The organism is Ornithinibacillus salinisoli (assembly GCF_042684965.1).
In the GTDB taxonomy this organism is placed as follows: domain Bacteria; phylum Bacillota; class Bacilli; order Bacillales; family Amphibacillaceae; genus Ornithinibacillus; species Ornithinibacillus salinisoli.
In genome coordinates this window covers 146,847-166,090 of sequence record NZ_JBHUMI010000017.1, presented here as the reverse complement: position 1 = coordinate 166,090, position 19,244 = coordinate 146,847, and the positions used below count along the sequence as shown (strand labels likewise).

Annotated in this window: 17 protein-coding genes and 2 riboswitches; of the genes, 7 read left to right on the top strand and 10 right to left on the bottom strand. The window is 34.0% G+C overall.

Annotation, left to right across the window (positions count from 1 at the left end; translation table 11 throughout):
• Positions 1-10: 10 nt before the first annotated feature.
• The 5 genes from ACFSTA_RS14765 to ACFSTA_RS14745 form a co-directional block, all read right to left on the bottom strand.
• Positions 11-1,996 carry a chemotaxis protein CheA gene (locus tag ACFSTA_RS14765; protein WP_377557545.1) on the bottom strand — a complete coding sequence of 662 codons (1,986 nt, stop codon included), beginning with the start codon at positions 1,994-1,996 and terminating at the stop codon, positions 11-13.
• A gap of 17 nt (positions 1,997-2,013) precedes the next feature.
• Positions 2,014-2,475, bottom strand: a complete 462-nt coding sequence (locus tag ACFSTA_RS14760) for a chemotaxis protein CheX (RefSeq protein WP_377557544.1) — start codon at positions 2,473-2,475, stop codon at positions 2,014-2,016.
• 101 nt (positions 2,476-2,576) lie between these two features.
• Positions 2,577-2,661: riboswitch (cyclic di-GMP riboswitch) on the bottom strand.
• Positions 2,662-2,804: 143 nt separating this feature from the next.
• Positions 2,805-3,563, bottom strand: a complete 759-nt coding sequence (motB, locus tag ACFSTA_RS14755) for a flagellar motor protein MotB (RefSeq protein WP_377557543.1) — start codon at positions 3,561-3,563, stop codon at positions 2,805-2,807.
• Complete coding sequence (gene motA, locus ACFSTA_RS14750; protein WP_377557542.1) at positions 3,556-4,341, bottom strand: flagellar motor stator protein MotA; 786 nt, start codon at positions 4,339-4,341, stop codon at positions 3,556-3,558. Before motA ends, motB begins: the two co-directional genes overlap by 8 nt.
• Before the next feature lie 391 nt (positions 4,342-4,732).
• Positions 4,733-5,368, bottom strand: a complete 636-nt coding sequence (locus ACFSTA_RS14745; RefSeq protein WP_377557541.1) for a response regulator transcription factor — start codon at positions 5,366-5,368, stop codon at positions 4,733-4,735.
• Positions 5,369-5,474: 106 nt separating this feature from the next.
• Positions 5,475-5,566, bottom strand: a riboswitch (cyclic di-GMP riboswitch).
• Between the two features lie 258 nt (positions 5,567-5,824).
• On the opposite strand from ACFSTA_RS14745, the gene ACFSTA_RS14740 reads away from it, so the two are divergent.
• The 7 genes from ACFSTA_RS14740 to ACFSTA_RS14710 are packed head-to-tail and all read left to right on the top strand — an operon-like array spanning position 5,825 to position 12,557.
• Positions 5,825-6,805: an NAD-dependent 4,6-dehydratase LegB gene (locus tag ACFSTA_RS14740; protein ID WP_377557540.1), complete on the top strand. Its 981-nt coding sequence runs from the start codon at positions 5,825-5,827 to the stop codon at positions 6,803-6,805.
• A gap of 12 nt (positions 6,806-6,817) precedes the next feature.
• Positions 6,818-7,975: a LegC family aminotransferase gene (locus ACFSTA_RS14735; protein ID WP_377557538.1), complete on the top strand. Its 1,158-nt coding sequence runs from the start codon at positions 6,818-6,820 to the stop codon at positions 7,973-7,975.
• Positions 7,976-7,998: 23 nt separating this feature from the next.
• The gene (locus tag ACFSTA_RS14730) at positions 7,999-9,051 is read left to right on the top strand and encodes a nucleotidyltransferase family protein (RefSeq protein ID WP_377557537.1); all 1,053 of its coding nucleotides are present in this window, start codon (positions 7,999-8,001) and stop codon (positions 9,049-9,051) included.
• Complete coding sequence (locus ACFSTA_RS14725) at positions 9,052-9,690, top strand: acetyltransferase (RefSeq protein ID WP_377557536.1); 639 nt, start codon at positions 9,052-9,054, stop codon at positions 9,688-9,690.
• Entirely contained in the window at positions 9,687-10,685 is a 999-nt protein-coding gene (gene neuB / locus ACFSTA_RS14720; RefSeq protein ID WP_377557535.1) for an N-acetylneuraminate synthase, read from the top strand. The genes ACFSTA_RS14725 and neuB overlap by 4 nt, the downstream gene beginning before the upstream one ends.
• Positions 10,682-11,851 carry a UDP-N-acetylglucosamine 2-epimerase gene (gene neuC / locus ACFSTA_RS14715; RefSeq protein WP_377557534.1) on the top strand — a complete coding sequence of 390 codons (1,170 nt, stop codon included), beginning with the start codon at positions 10,682-10,684 and terminating at the stop codon, positions 11,849-11,851. Before neuB ends, neuC begins: the two co-directional genes overlap by 4 nt.
• Before the next feature lie 4 nt (positions 11,852-11,855).
• Positions 11,856-12,557: an acylneuraminate cytidylyltransferase family protein gene (locus ACFSTA_RS14710; RefSeq protein WP_377557533.1), complete on the top strand. Its 702-nt coding sequence runs from the start codon at positions 11,856-11,858 to the stop codon at positions 12,555-12,557.
• Between the two features lie 52 nt (positions 12,558-12,609).
• Here the strand turns inward: ACFSTA_RS14710 and ACFSTA_RS14705 are convergent, their stop codons facing one another.
• The 5 genes from ACFSTA_RS14705 to putP form a co-directional block, all read right to left on the bottom strand.
• Positions 12,610-14,463, bottom strand: coding sequence for a motility associated factor glycosyltransferase family protein (locus tag ACFSTA_RS14705; RefSeq protein WP_377557532.1), 1,854 nt, complete (start codon positions 14,461-14,463; stop codon positions 12,610-12,612).
• Complete coding sequence (locus ACFSTA_RS14700) at positions 14,453-15,061, bottom strand: hypothetical protein (RefSeq protein ID WP_377557531.1); 609 nt, start codon at positions 15,059-15,061, stop codon at positions 14,453-14,455. Before ACFSTA_RS14700 ends, ACFSTA_RS14705 begins: the two co-directional genes overlap by 11 nt.
• A gap of 179 nt (positions 15,062-15,240) precedes the next feature.
• Complete coding sequence (hag, locus tag ACFSTA_RS14695; protein WP_377557530.1) at positions 15,241-16,077, bottom strand: flagellin Hag; 837 nt, start codon at positions 16,075-16,077, stop codon at positions 15,241-15,243.
• 244 nt (positions 16,078-16,321) lie between these two features.
• Positions 16,322-17,266 carry an agmatinase family protein gene (locus ACFSTA_RS14690; protein ID WP_377557529.1) on the bottom strand — a complete coding sequence of 315 codons (945 nt, stop codon included), beginning with the start codon at positions 17,264-17,266 and terminating at the stop codon, positions 16,322-16,324.
• A gap of 62 nt (positions 17,267-17,328) precedes the next feature.
• Complete coding sequence (gene putP / locus ACFSTA_RS14685) at positions 17,329-18,828, bottom strand: sodium/proline symporter PutP (RefSeq protein ID WP_377557527.1); 1,500 nt, start codon at positions 18,826-18,828, stop codon at positions 17,329-17,331.
• Positions 18,829-19,244: the final 416 nt, after the last annotated feature.

Below are 19,244 nucleotides of genomic sequence, written 5' to 3'. Positions count from 1 at the left end.
ATTCCTCCTTTTACTTCACTAATGCATTAGGATCAATTATTAAGGAAACTTGTCCATCACCTAATATTGTTGCCCCAGATATGGCAAATACATCTCGCAAATAATTTCCTAAAGATTTTAATACGACTTCCTTTTGCCCGATGAAAGAATCTACTAATAATCCTGTCATTTTATCTCCCTTATGAATAATGACAACTGCACTTGCTTCTTGTTCCGTCTCTTCTGAAGGAACATTAAAAATATCCTTTAAGGACACAATTGGAATCACTTTTCCCCTAAAATCGATTACCTTTTGCCCTTGAACATACATTACTTGATGATCTTCTAGAATCATTGTTTCTACAATCGCCGACAATGGCACTGCATATGTTTCCCGCTGTACAGTTACTAATAATGTAGTCAGAATAGATAATGTTAACGGAAGTTGAATAGAAAATTTACTCCCTTTTCCAGGCTCTGATTCGACTATTATGTTTCCACCAAGGGATTCAATTTTACTGCGAACAACATCGAGACCAACTCCGCGGCCAGAGATATCTGAAATAGTATCTGCCGTACTAAAACCTGAAGAAAAAATAAGTTGATAGATTTCTTCGTCAGACAGCACTTCTGAATGCTCCGGACTAATCAATCCATTTTCGATTGCTTTTGCTTCAACTTTCTCGCGGTTAATCCCTCCACCGTCATCCTCAATCTCAATAAAGACATGGTTTCCACTATGAAAAGCTCTTAGTGATACTTTTCCTTCTTCAGATTTACCAGACTCCACTCGTTTTTGTGGAGATTCGATACCATGATCCAATGAATTTCGTATCAAATGCACTAAAGGATCCCCAATTTCATCAATAACTGTTCGATCTAACTCTGTCTCAGCACCAGTAATTTCTAAAGTAATCTCTTTTTCCAATTCCTTTGCAATTCCTCTAACCATCCGTGGAAAACGATTAAACACCTGTTCAACTGGTACCATTCGCATGGATAACATGAGACCTTGCATATCTTCTGTCACTCTTGTCATATTTTCTATTGTTTCAATCAGCTCATGATCCTTTAGCTTTTGTGCTAGATCCTCTAATCGACTTCTATCAATAACAACCTCTTCAAATAAATTCATAAGGTTGTCAATTCGCTCTAAATTTACACGTATTGTTTTGGATTGTTTTTGCTTCCCTTTTGGCGTATTCGATTCCGTTTCTACACTTTCTGTTTTTTCTTCTTTATCTTCTACTTTATCTTCTACTTTACTTTTTTGTTTCTTTTTATAGTCAGCTACTACAACACGATTAATCTCAGATACTGTATGTATTAGTTTTTCTAAATTAGCATGGCTTTCTTGCGTTAATAACAACAAGGAAAACTCTTGTTCAAAATTTCCATCCTCAATTTCTTCTACGGAAGGATTGGACTGGATAATCTCTCCTCTGCCTTCCAATTTTTCAAATACCATGTATGCACGAGCTGCTTTAAGAATACAATCGTCATTTAATTGAATCGTAATATGAATTGCATTAAAGCCTTGTTCTTTAGCTTGAGAAATAACCGTTGCTTGGTAATCATCAACTTCAAATCCTGTAGTAGATTCACTGACTGAAGTATCTGGTTGCTCTGCAATGGAGGTGCCTTTTTCTATCTGTTCTAATTTTGATACAAGATCACTAACATCTTTTTTGCCATCTTTTCCATTACTAATTGACTCAACCATTTCTTCAAGCGCTTCAACTGCTGTAAATGTAATATCAATTACTTCCGTAGAAACCGCTAACTCATTGTTACGAATTTTATCTAGCACATTTTCCATTTGATGGGTTAAAGAAGCTACGTCTTCATATCCCATCGTGGCAGCCATTCCTTTTAGCGTATGAGCAGAACGAAAGATTTCCGACACAATGCTCAGCTCGTCAGGCTGCTTCTCCAGCTTTAAAAGATTATCATTAACAGCTTGTAAATGTTCACGACTTTCATCTAAAAAGACCTCTAAATATTGATTAGTATCCATACTAAACTTCCCTTCTATTAATCTACTAACAGGTACATACGTAGTGATCCAATTGAACCAAAATCTGCGGTGATATGAATGGCTCTTTCATAGCCAGTTAATGTTGTACTTCCTTCTATAATTGTAGGTGCAGTAATATCTGTTTGTATTCCGCTTTCGATAATATTTGTCGAAAGACCTCCCGCAATCATATTCCCTAGCTCTCCACTAAAGGACGACAACATTTCTCCTTCTAATGGCATTCCAAACATTGCTTCACCAATAGAGCCAAATACAGCAGTATCTCCTGCTAATACCAATTTTCCTTTTAAATCACCAGTAATACCGATAAGAACACCAAATGCTAGTTTCAACGGTTGTTGTAGTAATTGTGGCCCCTTAATCTCATGTTGAATTGGAACAACATTTTGAATAGAAGTAATTGTCCCGTTTAATAATGAAGTTATCGACTTACTCTTTTCACTTGTTTCTGTGGTCATAATAATTCTCTCCTTTTATCAATCTCAATGGATATAATATTGTCTGTTATAGTAAAATAGGCTATTCCGAATAAAACAGAATAGCCAAGTGGTAACGAAAACTTGGTAGCCAGGCGATCATAGTAACAGTACTTTAGACCCTTTGCTTTGCGTCCTACCCTTTCGAATAGTTTGCCTTTTACAGTTATTTTAATTACTAAATAGTTCTTTATTACTATGTTGTTTGCATATTTGTCTATCAATCCGTTACAACGAATATCCTAATGTAAAGTTTTAAATTCTAATGTGTATTAACAATTATTAGAAGTAAATGAATACAATTTCTCACATTATTTTACATTTTCTTTAATTGTATAATTTGGTAATATCAAAACTTCTACTCTTCTATTTCTTTTTCTATTTTCGTCATTTGAATTCGGTACTACAGGCTGATGCTCCCCAAAACCTTTTGCACTAAACTTTGCCGGATCGAGATTTTCATTATCTAAAATATATGTCATAAAATTAACTGCTCGCATAACACTTAATTCCCAGTTTGAACCAAATTCAGTGTTGTTCATTGGAACATTATCTGTGTGTCCACTAATTACAATTTGACGAGGTGGATCCGTATCAAGAAAATTTGAGATTTCGCTTGCTATCGATCTACCCTGCCCACTTACATCTGCACTACCGGAATCAAAAGAAACATCATTCATAATGGAAACCAATAACCCCTCATCTGATAGCTTCGTTTCCAATACGTCTGTTAAATTATTTTCTTCAATATAGTTATTTATTTCCTGCTGTAGTTCACTCATGGATAGCATTTCAGTTGTCTTATCTTCGTCCATAGCTTCGTCTTCTGCTTCATCTTCTTCTGGAAGATCATTTTCTTCAATTGGGGTCTCCTCGTCTTCGAAGATGCTACCTCCATCAGAAAATTCACTATTAAATATTTGGGCAAGCTCTTTATACTTTTGCGTATCAACCTCACTCATTGAGAATAAAACGATGAATAAAGCAAGTAGCAGTGTTAACATATCTGCATATGGAAGAAGCCAGGACTCATCTACATGGTTATCGTCCTTGTTTCTCTTCTTACGCATGAGCTTCCTCCTCTTCAAAAGCAATCTTTTCCTTAGTGGATAGATAAGACCCTAGTTTATCTTTTACGATCTGTGGTGAATCCCCATTAGTAATAGATACTATTCCCTCAATGATTATCTCTTTGATATGAACCTCATGCTGTGATTTTCTTTTTAATTTATTTGCAAAAGGATGCCACAAAACATAACCTGAAAATATTCCAAACAATGTTGCAATAAAGGCTGCTGAGATTGCATGACCTAACTTTTCCATATCTTCCATATTTCCTAACGCAGCAATTAATCCTACAACTGCCCCTAACACTCCTAGTGTCGGTGCATATGTACCCGCTTGTGTAAATACAGCAGATCCTTCTTGGTGTCTTTTCTCCATCGCATCAACTTTCTCCATCATTACATCCCGAATAAAATCAGGTGTTTGACCATCAACCGCTAACTGTAAACCCGAAACAAGGAAAGGATCCTTCATCTCACCTATTTGTTTTTCCAACATCAAAATCCCCTCTTTACGAGTTTGATCTGCCATATCGGAAAACATATGAATTAATTCTTTGATATCTGTTTGCTTATCTTCCATAAAGATGATTTTGAACCAAGCAGGCAATTTTTTAAGGGTTCTCATTGGAAAAGCGATACATATTGATGCGGCAGTCCCTATAAAAATAATTAATAATGCTGCAGGATTTATTAAAGCACTAACAGGAACTCCCTTCATAACCATTCCTACTCCTATTGCAAAAACCCCAAGAAAAATTCCTATAATTGATGTTTTATCCATTTTCTGTATACCTCCAATTAGGTGAAAGAGTAGTTAAAAACTATCCATTTCAACCAACTATGAATCTTACATATCACGTATGCTATATCGTTATATTTTCCTATAAATACTAGCAACCTATTTTGTAGCGAAATATAGATCTTTTTTACTATTTATTTATTCAATGCCAACTTGTTATTTCAATAAACGAAAACAGGAATAAATAGCTAGTTACCATATCTCATGTAATCATTTATAGGATCTTTTTACTATAAAATAGGATACTTAGTATATCGTACAGTTTTCTTGTAATATGTAGTCTTTTAAGAAATTTAATTACTGGTAAATAAAAGCAGCTACATGAACCTGAGCTGCTTTTGGTCATTCAACTTTTAATATCTCTCATCATTACTTATAGTGTTACCCAATTATTTTTCACTGCTACTATTACTGCATTGGTTCGATCGGACACATGTAATTTCTTTAATATGGAGCTTACATGGTTGTTGACCGTGTTTGCAGAGATAAATAGGCTACTCGCTATACTTCCATTATTATGTCCTTTTACAATATGCTCTAGGACATTCCATTCTTGCTCCGTTAAAATACCGGAAGGACGAATTGGTTTTTTGTTTGTGATTTTCACATAATCACTTAGTAATGCAGATGCTAGCTGAGAATGGATGTATTGTGTTCCATTTAACATGGTTTTAATTGCGAAAATCAATTCACTGATTTCCATGCCATTGTAGAAGTAACCATGTAAACCTAGCTTAAAAAGATCTGATAAACGATCACTTTCTAGTTCTGAAGACCACACCGCAATTTTAGTATGATGTTGTCCATATGTTTCAATCGCTTCTAAAATATCTATTCTAGTATTCATATCAAGAATCAATAAATCTACCTTTTGCTCATTATGCTGAAGTGAGCTAAATTCCACTGAATTGTATGCGGTTAGCTTGTGTTGAGGAAGCATTTCCTGTAATTTTTCTATGATGACGTCTCTTACTAAATCTTTTTCCTTAATCATTAAAATATTTCCCATAGCCATCGACTCCTATTTTTATTAGTAGTAAAGGATTTTGACCAATAAAAAAGGCTATTCCTAAAAAAGAACAGCCAAAAATAAGATTTATTTAACTTAAATCCATCTTGGCAACCAGGCGATCATAGTCATAAGTCATAAGACCTTAGACCCTAGGCTTTGCGTCCTATCTTTTCAGATAGTTTGCCTTTTTCTATTGGAAGTATAGAACTATACTAGTAATTAATAACTATTAGTAATGGTATCGGAATTTGTCGAATATGGCAAGAAAATTTTTGTTTTTAGAGGTTGGGAAATTTTGATAGTAAAATTGACCTATACTTGGACTAGATGATTTCTAGTTCTATATCGAATTATCCTATAATTTCCCAACTTCACACACAAGCATTTTGTACCGATAAAATTATTAATATATACTTAATTAATATCACTGTATATTTGAAAGGATTATGATACATGTCAAAAATATTAGTAACTGGTTCTGAAGGGTTTATTGGATCGCACCTAACGGAAAAATTAATTAAAGACGGGCACTCGGTGAAGGCGTTTGTTTACTATAATTCATTTAATTCATGGGGATGGCTTGAAACACTTCCTAAAGATATTCTAAAAGAAATTGAAGTATTCAATGGAGACATTAGAGATCCTAATGGTGTTAAGGAAGCCATGAAAGGTATTGATGAAGTACATCATTTAGCAGCACTGATAGGAATCCCTTTTAGCTACCACTCACCCGATTCATATGTGGATACTAATATAAAAGGGACTTTAAATGTCCTACAGGCTGCCCGAGATTTAAAAACTAAGAGAATTTTAGTCACTTCCACCTCCGAAGTATATGGCTCTGCAAAATATGTACCAATAGACGAAAACCATTCATTTCAAGGCCAATCACCTTATTCCGCTTCAAAAATCGGGGCGGATCGGATCGCAGAATCATTTTATCGTAGCTTCAATAGTCCATTAACAATAGTAAGACCATTTAACACTTATGGACCTAGGCAATCTGCAAGAGCCGTAATACCAACGATTATTTCACAGCTTCTAGCCGGTAAAAACGAAATTAAATTGGGATCCTTATCACCAACAAGGGATTTTAACTATGTAAAAGATACTGTGCAAGGGTTTATTGAAATAGCTAAATGTGAAAACACAATAGGCGAAGAGATTAACATTGCAACACAGAAAGAAATATCAATCAAGGAATTAGCAGAAGAACTAATTAAGCAGATAAACCCAAACGCTATAATTATAAATGAAGAACAACGCAATAGACCTGAGAAAAGTGAAGTAAACCGTCTTCTTGGTTCTAATGAAAAAATAAAAATGCTAACTAATTGGAAACCTCATTACACGTTAGAATCAGGACTTGCAGAAACAATAGACTGGCTAAAAAATAACTTAGATAAATATAAAACTGACATTTTTAATATATAAGGGAGAATTAATATGATTCCTCTATCTGTACCAAATTTAAAAGGAAATGAATTAAAATATGTAACGGAAGCTATTGAAGCTGAATGGATTTCAACTGGTGGAAGCTTTATCGATAAGTTTGAAACTGATATAGCAAATTACCTTAAAGTCAGCAAAGCAGTTGCATGTCAAAGTGGAACAGCGGGATTACATTTAGCACTACATTTAGCCGGAGTTGGAAATGGCAACGAGGTTATAGTTCCTACTTTAACGTTTATTGCTGCAGTTAACCCTACTAAATACGTAGGTGCAGAACCAATTTTTATGGATTGTGATCATACATTAAATCTCGATGTAAATAAGTTGGAAGAATTTTGTCAAACGGAATGTAAGCTAACAAGTCATGGATTAGTTAATAAAAGAACTGATAAGGTCATTAAAGCCCTCGTTATCGTCCATGTATTTGGGAATATGGCTAACATGGAAAAAATAATGGAGATTGCAGCTAAGTTTAATCTTACAGTAATTGAAGATGCAACCGAAGCATTAGGGACATATTGTAAGTCTGGAAAATTTAAAGGGAAATATGCTGGAACAATTGGCGATTTTGGTGTTTACTCTTTTAATGGAAATAAGATTATCACATCTGGTGGCGGAGGAATGCTTATAGCTAAGGATAATCCATTAGCAGAAAAGGCTAAATATCTGTCAACGCAAGCAAAAGATGACCAACTCTACTATATTCACAATGAAATTGGATATAATTATCGAATGACAAATTTACAGGCTGCTATCGGTGTAGCACAACTCGAGCAGTTAGAAAATTTTATAACAATAAAAAAAACAAATTACCATTATTATTTGGAGAAATTATCTGATATTCGGGGGTTAACTCTTCTTGAGTTTAACAAGGAGACAAGGCCAAATTACTGGTTTTATTCCTTATCTATAAATAAAAAGTTATTCGGCTTAGATCGTGTTCAAGTATTAAGTAAATTAAATGAACATGGCATTCAAACTAGGCCAATTTGGGGATTAATTCATGAACAAAAACCTTATTTACAAAACCAAACATATAAAATAGAAAACGCACCTATGTTAATCAGCGAAATATTAAATATACCATGTAGTTCAAACCTAGAGCTCGAAGAAGTTAATAGTGTTATAGACCTTTTAACTAAAATGAAGTAACAAAATGAAAGAGGAGATTACTTATGATCTTACAGGACCTTTTTATAGATGAAGAATTTACAATAAGTGAAGCAATAAAAAAACTTGATATAACAGCAAAAAAAATTCTACTTGTTACGGAAGAATCTAAGTTAATAGGTATAATAACAGATGGTGATATAAGAAGGTGGCTGCTTAAAAATGGAGATTTAAATAAGACAGTTCGTTTAATCATGAATAAATCCCCTATCTATATATATGATCATGAAAAAGCTAAGGCTAGAGACATTTTACAAAGAGAGATGATTGAAGCAATTCCAGTTCTTAACTTTAATAATGATGTAATAGATATAATATTTTGGAATGACAGAATCAAAACAAAGCTGAACCACTATCATATACTAAATAATCCTGTTGTTATAATGGCTGGTGGAAAAGGTACTAGATTAGAACCATATACGAAAATTCTTCCTAAGCCTTTAATACCTATTGGTGATACTCCTATTGTCGAGAGAATTATCAACCGCTTTGTAGAATATGGATGTACCAATTACTATATGACAACAAATTATAAAAAGAATATGATTAAGGCCTACTTTAATGATCTGGATAAAAATTATACTATAGATTATATTGATGAAGAGAAACCACTAGGTACAGCTGGGAGTCTATACCTAATGAAAGATAAATTGCAAAAAACCTTCTTTGTCAGTAATTGCGATATATTAATTGATGGTAACTACTCTGATATGTTGAAATATCATTATGATAACAAAAATAAAATTACACTAATTACTTCTTTAAAACATTATACAATTCCCTATGGTGTCATTAAACTTAATGAAGCTAGTAGTGTGAAAGAGATGATAGAAAAACCAGAGTATGCCTATTTAGTAAATACAGGTATGTATATTCTAGAGCCTGAATGCATAAATGACATTCCTGAAAATACCTTTTACCATATAACAGAGTTAATTAATCAATATATTGAAAAAAACGAAAAAATAGGCGTTTATCCCATTAATGAAAATGATTGGCTCGATATGGGGCAGTTTAAAGAGATGGAGAATATGTTAGAGAAGCTTGGTGTTAACTAAATGAAAGATATTTTATTACTTGGCGGTGGCGGGCATTGTAGTAGTGTTATTGATACACTTGCAAGTCAAGAAAATTATAAAATTATAGGAATTATCGATACGATTGATAAAGTTGGGTCAACAGTCAATAATTACGAAATAATAGGTGTAGATGATGATTTACCTTATTATTTTCAACAAGGAATAGAATACGCCTTCCTATCAGTTGGGAGTATAGGGGATATGGCACTTAGACAAAAACTGTATCAATTGGCAGTTAAGATTGGATATAAATTTCCAATCATCATCGATCATACGGCTATCATCTCAGAAAATGTCAATATATCAAACGGAACTTTTATTGGTAAAGCCGCTATTATAAACACTAACGTAATTATAAGTAGTAACTCTATCATAAATACTGGTGCCATTATTGAACATGATTGTAGTGTAGGGGAATTTTGTCATATCGCACCTGGAACGACACTTAGTGGTTCAGTTCACGTAGGAGATTTCACACATATTGGGACTAATACAACGGTCATTCAAAATATTAATATTGGTAGGGAAACAATAATTGGTGCCGGTAGTGTTGTTGTACAAGATATAGGAAATAATCAAAAAGCTTATGGAAATCCATGCAAGGTGGTGCAGCAATGAACAACGTATTTGTTATAGCAGAAGCAGGAGTTAATCATAACGGAAGTATTGATTTAGCAAAAAGATTAATTGATGAAGCAAGTAATGCTGGTGCAGATGCAGTAAAATTTCAAAGTTTTAAGGCAGAAAAGCTAGTTACAAAAAGTGCGCAAAAAGCTAAATATCAAAATGAAACAACTGGTTCTAGTGAGAGTCAATATGACATGATAAAAAAACTGGAATTAGATTATGAAAAGCATAATGAGTTGTTAGAACACAGTAATTCTAAAGGAATTATGTTTTTATCATCCCCATTTGATTTAGAAAGCATTGAACTACTTTATAACCTCGGGATCGAAATTTTCAAAATTCCTTCAGGTGAAATTAACAATGTTCCTTATTTGCGAAAGGTTGGACAGACCAAAAGAAAAGTCATTATCTCAACCGGTATGGCAACATTAGGAGAAATAGAAAACGCTATTAATATCCTTAAGAATTATGGAACTACAGACATAACTGTGCTTCACTGTAATACCGAATACCCTACACCGATGAAGGATGTTAATTTAACAGCCATGAACACAATTAAACATGGGCTTAAGGTGAATGTAGGTTACTCAGATCATACACTTGGTATAGAAGTACCAATAGCGGCCGTGGCATTGGGGGCAACTGTAATCGAAAAACATTTTACCCTTGATAAAGAAATGGATGGTCCCGATCATCGAGCAAGCCTAGAACCCAAGGAATTAAAGGCAATGATTACAGGAATAAGAAATATTGAAAAAGCGCTTGGCGATGGTATGAAAAAACCATCTGAATCTGAAATAAAAAATAAAGATATTGTTAGAAAAAGCATAGTAGCTGGGTGTGAAATTAAAAAAGGGCAATTATTCTCTGAAGCTAATCTAGATATAAAGCGACCTGGAAACGGTATATCTCCAATTAGTTGGGACGAAGTACTAGGAAAAACTGCAAAGAGAAACTTTTATGAAGATGAGTTGATAGAATTATGAAAAAGATATGTGTTATTACGGGAACAAGAGCTGAATATGGTCTATTAAAACCATTAATAAGCAAAATTAAAAATGATAATCAATTAGAATTAAAACTTATAGTTACTGGTATGCACCTGTCCCCTGAATTTGGATTAACTTACAAAGAAATAGAACACGATGATTTTATAATAGATGAAAAAATAGAAATCCTAATGAGTTCGGATTCTTCCATCGGGATAAATAAAGCAATGGGATTAGCAATGATTAGCTTTTCTGAATGTTACCAAAGGTTGCAACCTGATATTATTCTAGTGTTAGGAGATCGCTATGAAATATTTTCCGCAGTTAGCGCTGCCACTGTTGCTAGAATACCGGTAGCTCATTTACATGGTGGAGAAACAACTGAAGGGGCTATTGATGAGGCTATGCGTCATTCTATAACTAAAATGAGTTATTTACACTTTACTAGTACAAGTACTTATAAAAATAGAATTATCCAACTAGGCGAGGATCCTTCTAGAGTATTTAATGTTGGAGCAATAGGAATAGAGAATATCAAAAATATAAACCCTCTCCCTAAAGATGTGCTGGAACGTGATATAAACTTTAGATTTGGTCAATATACTGCACTAGTAACATTCCATCCAGTCACATTAGAAAACAATTATTCATCAGAGGATCAGTTTAAAATCCTTCTAAATGCTTTAGATCAAATAGAAGGTCTTAAAGTAATTTTTACAAAAGCAAACTCGGATATGGATGGAAGAATCATAAATACTATGATCGATGAATATGTCAATATTAATAGGGACAAATACATCTCTTTTACTTCAATGGGACAATTGAGGTACTTAAGTGCAATGAAATATGTAGATGTGGTTATTGGTAATTCTTCTAGTGGGATAATAGAAGCACCATCTTTTAATGTTCCTACAGTAAATATTGGAGACAGACAAAGAGGCCGAATTCAAGCTAAATCAATCTTAAATTGTCCTGCCGAGAAAGAAGAGATAGTAAAAGCTATTAATAATGCTTTAAAACAAGAATTTAGAAAAAGTATTAGGACATTAGAGAACCCCTATGGAAACGGGAATGTTTCTAATAAAGTAATAGATGAAATAAAGTTAGCTTTAAGTAAACAAATTGATATTAAAAAGAAATTTTATGATATTAAAGGTAGGTAACAACATGTATGAAGGTAATAGCTTTATAGCAATTATTCCTGCACGTAGTGGATCCAAAGGAATAAAAGATAAAAATATCAAAAGTCTAAATGGAAAGCCTATGATTGCATATACAATTGAAGCTGCTCTAAAATCAAATATTTTTGATGATGTAGTTGTTTCAACTGACTCAGAGAAATACGCATCTATAGCTGAAGAACATGGCGCAAGAGTTCCTTTTCTTAGACCGAAAGAGCTAGCTTCTGACACTTCAACTACAATTGATGTAATTGAATACACGTTAATAGAAATGGAAAAAATGGGATATACTTATGATTATTTTATGTTGTTACAGCCTACTTCCCCATTAAGAAATGTCAATGACATACAGAATGCAGTGAAAATATTATTTGAACTAAAAGCCAATTCTATCGTAAGTGTATGTGAGGCTGAACATTCTCCATTGCTAATGAATACTTTAGATGAAACGTTATCGATGGATAATTTTATTCATTTAACAAACCATAGAAGACGTCAGGATCTCACTCCTTATTACAGGTTGAATGGTGCAATTTACTTAAGTAAGGTAAAGCTTTTCCTGCAAAAGAAAACATTTTACGGGATTCAAAGTTTTGCATATATTATGGACAAAAATAAATCAATTGATGTAGATTCAGAAATAGACTTCGAATTAGTTAAAATTTTATTAAATAATAATGATTTATAAATGTTCTATTAAAAAAGTGCAAAATATAAGCTATTTTGCACTTTTTTGCTACTTAATTATCACTGAAAAGTTTAATTTCATTTAATATTTTTTCTAACTCCGAATCACCATGTTTGCATTTCTTTAAAAAGCCGGAGAAAACATTTAATAATTCTTTTCCAATAATAAATTGATCTTTCTTATGATTTAATCGTTTTATTTCATTAGTGACAATTTCTACATGCACTCGGATATAAAACGATAAGAAATTTTTATAATAGACATTTTTCATTAATCTATTATAGAGTAAATCGAATTGACTTAAATTAATGTTTAGATTTTGCTTATTTTTTACCTTGATATTTATAGAAATAGATTTCATAATTCTCGTGATATTATTAATTACATCGTAGTATTCTTCTCTACTACTTTTTAAATTAAGATAGTGTTTTTCAATACCCCTTTTGTTATATCCATTCTGCTTTTTCCACCACAATTCCTTTGATAATGGAGCTGTCAAATATTTCTCAATAACTTCTTCAATAGGTTGAAATGGAATGCCCTTGATGGCTGCTCCACCTTTTGTCGTATTAATGAATGTACTTTCCCCATTATAATATTCAGCATACTTTTCTAAAATAATTCGCATTCTACTGAATGATTTGCTAGTTTTAATAGCATTACCATATACATCCTGAATTATAATAGCATTTCCTAACTTTTCTTCATCAAGGGTTGAATCAACATGTTCATATTCAATCCCTTTAGAATATAAGCGCCCATTCATATATCCTAAGTTCTGTCCTGCAAATATAATTGGGTCCGCACCAAGTTTATTTAATATTTGAAAAGTCATAATGGCAATGGATGGTGAATCTAAGATCAGATCTTTATTTATATTTAATTGATCTTCTAGGAAATAAATAGAAGTTCGATCTTGTGATGTTATAAAATGCACCTTTGGACCTTTATATGTTGTTAGCGTTTCATACCCTACACTTGATCCAAATAACATAGGTATATGGTCGATATTACTGTCAATCAGTTTCTTAAATACTTCATAGTTTAGTTCACTAGGATCATAGGTACAAATAGCATCTGGTATAATATCGTGAGCAATTAAACTATTTATAGCCGATCCTACTGAAAATATATACGCTAATTTCTTCTCTTTAATATGCCTTATATGCTCCAAATCCATCTCTAGAGAGGGTCCAGCAGATACGATTACAACAGGTTTCCCTTTAAAATTGTTCCGTTCTATATCTGTTAATATATTTGGAGTATCTAAAACTTCGGAAAAGTTATGCAAGCTATTTAGAACCCAACGTTTTTGAAATTTTGCACTGGTTGCCAAACTTCTACGACGGTTCTGAATAACCTTTTTTATATCGTAGCGAAATTTACTTATCTTATCACTGATAAGATTCTCATAACTCGGTAGAATAATTAAATGAATACTATTATTGATATTAAATTCCTCTAAATACTCAGTTGTGTTATTGAATGGTGAATCAATATATAAATTCCTCGTATGATTAGTAATGATGGAAGATAACAATCTATGCTGAGACATAGAGCTAAAAATTTCTGGGATGGGTTCATAAATGGAGAAGCTATTATTTGGAAACATTTCGATGAATTTCTCAATATGATACCCCATACCAATCCCATAAAAGAAAACATGTGTATGTTCTTTTACCTTATCTTGATGGGAAGATATAATACGCTCAGCTTCACGAAGAGGATTATAGCCACTATGAACCATGAGACCCTTATTATCGTTAATAAAGCGAATAGTTTTATGTCCGGATTTCGAATCTAATACATCTATTTTATGTGTTTGTAACTCATTCTCATGATTTAAATAGTATTTGCTAACATTCGGAAATCGTTCTTTTAGAAGTAAAGTATTATCAATTAACATTTTTTAAAAACTCCTCATCTTTCGAGGCGATAGCTAAGTTTTCTTGTAATTGCTCATAAGCTGGAGTTACTTCATAGGTTAGAATATCTGATATTGATACAGTATCTTGCACTTCAACACCTTCCATTAATTTAGCAAAACTATCTTCACAAGCTTGTACACTGTCTTGTACTTTGTCCCAATTCATTGGTAGCCGCGGGACTTCTCTAGTGAATGTAGAGAACTGCAGGATCCATTGCATACCTTCAGCTAATTGATTAATTCCCATCCATGTTTCATCATTAAATTTTTCATAGCTCTCATTGACTAACGTTTTTAACGCAGGAATAGCTCTTTGTAAATATTCATTAATTGATATCATTGTATCCCATAACATTTCATTCATTTTCTTTGTAACAATCTCAACTTTAAATAATCTATTTATATTTTCCTTTAAAAATACTTCATAATTCTCAAAAACTTCTACATCATTAATTATCAGGTGACTAAATACTACATCTTTATCATTACTTATTTCATTAATTTTTTTTAATATGTTAGCTATAAAATTGTTATTCTCATCTATATGATATTGTTGATTATTATATATAAGTTGCATAGTGACCTCCTGTTAAAATATAATCTTCTATTATTATTATCGGTTAAAAACGTAGATTATAAAGTTATAATGATTGAACTATCGTGGGATTTATATGAAGGAGGGGGATATAACTAATTCTTTTCACGGTTAAGTAAAAATAGAAAAGACTCTCCAAAGAGAGCCTTTTCTTTTAACTATTAACGTAGAAGTTGTAAAACTCCTTGTGGTTGTTGGTTAGCTTGAGCTAACATTGATTGTGAAGCTTGAGTAAGAATATTATTTTTAGTGAATTCCATCATTTCTTTAGCCATGTCTACATCGCGAATACGTGACTCAGCAGCAGTCAAGTTTTCTTGAGATGCACCTAAGTTATTAATAGTATGGTCTAAACGATTTTGCGTTGCACCAAGTTCAGAACGTTGTGAAGATACCGCTCCGATAGCAGAATCAATTTTAGCAATTTCTGCATCAAAATCAAAACCAGAAGCTGTAACATCAATGTCGTCTACACCACTTCCTAAAGCAGAAGCTGACATATCTCCAATGTTAAGTTCTAATTGTTGTCCTGCATTTGCTCCAATTTGGAATGTTAATTCATTACCAGCTCCAGAAAAATCACCAGTCAATAAATCTTTACCATTGAATTGTGTACGTTCTGAAATTCCATCAATTTCTTCAACTAAAGCATCAAGTTCATCTTGTATTGCTTGTAAATCTTCACTTTCTTGTGTACCAGTGTTTCCTGCTTGTACAGTCAATTCACGCATACGTTGTAAAATAGAATGAGTTTCATTCAAAGCTCCCTCAGCAGTTTGAATTAATGAAATTCCATCTTGAGCATTTTTAGATGCCATTTCTAATCCACGGATTTGACCACGCATTTTTTCGGAAATTGCTAATCCTGCAGCGTCATCTCCGGCTTTGTTAATTTGTAGACCTGAAGAAAGTTTTTCTAAAGATCCTTGTACTGCGTTGTTGTTTGCGCCCATTTGACGATGAGTGTTTAGTGCTGAAATATTGTGATTAATAATCATAATTTCCTTACCTCCATGTAAGTGTATTTTTTTTTGCGAGTCACATCCTTATGTCTCGCATCTATAACAACTCTTTTAGAGTTATTACCAAAGTAGTTAATGTTACGGCCATAACATTTTACATCATGATGATGTATTACTTATATCGGCACGATTAGATAATGTTTAACACTTTTTGATAAAAATTTATAAAATATTTTTCATCAAAAAAAGCATGCTAGAAGCACACTTTTCACTAAAATATTTATTCTCCAAAAATCTTCCCCGCCAACGCATACAACACCACTGTACTCACAAAATGCGAAGAATTATCATTCACATCCTGCTGCGGGTATACCTCTACATAATCCATTCCACGAATACCTAACTTCGCAAACTCATGTACCAATTCGACCAATTCAAATGAAGTCAATCCATTTCCATCAACAGGTCCACCTGGATTAAACGCAAAATCTAGTACATCACTACAAATGCTTAAATAAACCGCTTCTGTTCCTTCCGAAGCTATTTCATATGCTTGTCTGGCCATATCAACAAGATCACCAGCTAACCGAATATCCCTCGAAGTAATCGTTGTTGCACCAACTTGTTTCGCATACTTCCCAGTCTCTGGCATGTTTCTCGGGCCATGAATTCCCATATGCACAATACTTTCATTTCGGACACTATCACTTTCATAGATTCGATGAAATGGGGTATTGCGTGCATACAGTTCCCCTTCATAATCTGGGTGGTTATCATAGTGAGCGTCTAAGTGAATAATACCTACTTTTCCGTCAATCTCTTCACTTAATGCTTTCACAATCGGATATGTAATCCCATGATCTCCTCCAAATGCAATAGGAAATTTCTCTGTTTTCCAGACCTCACTAGCAAAATTTTCGATACGATTCATCGTCTCTTTCGTATCTGCTGGGACAACATCTACGTCCCCTAAATCCCCAATAGCATAATGACGAAGCACATCGATATGATTCAATTCTGGTAGATACCCAGAATAACGAGCAGAATTCAGCCGTATCGCTTTTGGACCTAACTCACAACCTGTATAATCTCCCCAAGTAACAGAGCCTTCCCACGGTACCCCATAAATCAACACATCACTATCTTGAAAACTATCATCGGCCAAACTAACTTTCTTGCCACCTAAAAAACAAGGTGTGTTACCATAAATTTTTTCCTGACTCACATCTATGTCTCCTTTCCTAATCATAAAGAAGGGACAGCAGAAGTATCCACTGTCCCTCTTGTCTACTTCACACTCGAAACCTTATCATATCCTTCTAAGATTTCCTTCGAAGGACTGCTTCCTATTAAACTAAAAATTACAATCGCTAGACTGGATAAAATAAATCCAGGAACCATTTCATATAGAGCAGAACCTGTTAATGGCCATAGGAAAACTGTTAGACCACCGACAAGTATCCCTGCTACTGCACCATTTCTACTTGTTCTACGCCAAAATAACGAGAACAATATTGCCGGTCCAAATGTTGCACCAAAACCAGCCCATGCGTACGACACCAAATCTAACACAGAACTACTTTCGTTCCAAGCTAGAATTAAGGCAATTATAGCTATTATCAGCACAGATATACGGCCAAACCATACTAATTCTCGCTGACTCGCTTCTTTTCGCAGATATCTTCTATAAAAGTCCTCTGTTAATGCACTTGACGAGACAAGCAACTGTGAGTCGACCGTACTCATTATCGCAGCCAAAACTGCCGCTAATAAAAACCCTGCCACCCAAGGATCATAAATAAATTGTACCAACTGAATAAATACTTGTTCCGGATCCGCTAAGGCTTGATCAAACGTCGTAATCCCGAGCATTCCGACAATCAATGCGCCATATAGTGGAATAACAAGTCCAAGCGTTACACTTATCAAACGAGCTTTTCGTACTTCTTTATGTGAACGAATCGCCATGAAACGTGCTAAAATATGAGGCTGTCCAAAATAGCCAAGTCCCCAAGCTAGTGCGGAAATAATTCCAACAGCACCAATTGCACCAGCGGATTCCCAAAGAACTCCTGCAGCTTGATCATAAGAAGTGTCCGCAAATGCATTAATTAAACTGCCGTCAATAGAACCTAACTTATTAAACAGTTCCCCAAAGCCGCCAACTTTAAACAATCCGTAAATCGAAGTAAACAATAAAGCTGCAGACATTAGTGCCCCTTGAATAAAATCGGTATAACTTACTGCTAAAAATCCACCTAAAAAGGTATACGCCACAATAATAATTGCACCAACAACTAATGCCATATGATAGTCAATCTCAAACGTACCTTGGAATAATTTAGCGCCAGCAACGAGACCTGATGCCGTATAGAAAAGGAAAAACGCTAATATAAAAGCAGCAGAAACTACTCGAAGCAAGTGGGAGTTATCGTGGAAACGATTTTCAAAAAACTGTGGCAATGTAATCGAATCATTCGTGTATTCTGTGTAAATACGTAGACGTTTGGCAACAAATTGCCAGTTAATCATTGCTCCAATTGCTAAACCTACAGCAATCCACAAGCTCCATGTACCAAGACCAGCCGCATACGCCGCTCCAGGTAATCCAATTAATAACCAACCACTAAAATCACTCGCTGAAGCCGAAAACGCACTCACCCAGCTGTTTAATTTTCTACCACCGAGCACATAATCCGATAATGTATTCGTCATACGGTAGGTTATAATTCCGATCGTGATCATAATCAATAAATATAAAACAAAGGTTACTAATGTTGCATTCATTCTTCATCATTCCTCCTTTCCGTGAAAAATGTAATTGTCGCCCATACCACGAGTAGTGGCATCGGGATGAAGAACCAAAACCATGTCCAGCCTGTTAAGGCATATTCCATACCAATATCCTCCTAGTTATTATTTAGGACCTTAAACCTGTCCTTAATAAGGCTTATGAATGGCCTTGTCAGAATATGAATGATTCCGAAAGCCTTCAATATGTAGATACCACAAAACAAGCTGTTATAAACAAAAAAACTCGCTGATACCTATCTAGGTCTCAATGAGTTTCATTTGCGATTTTTTGCCCATTCACTGTAAGGTCATCTTCACGATATTCAATCATATTATTACCGTCCATGTAGGAAGTCCTACTAGTATATGATACTAGTTTTTTAACCCTATCTTGCTATGTGTCAGGAGTG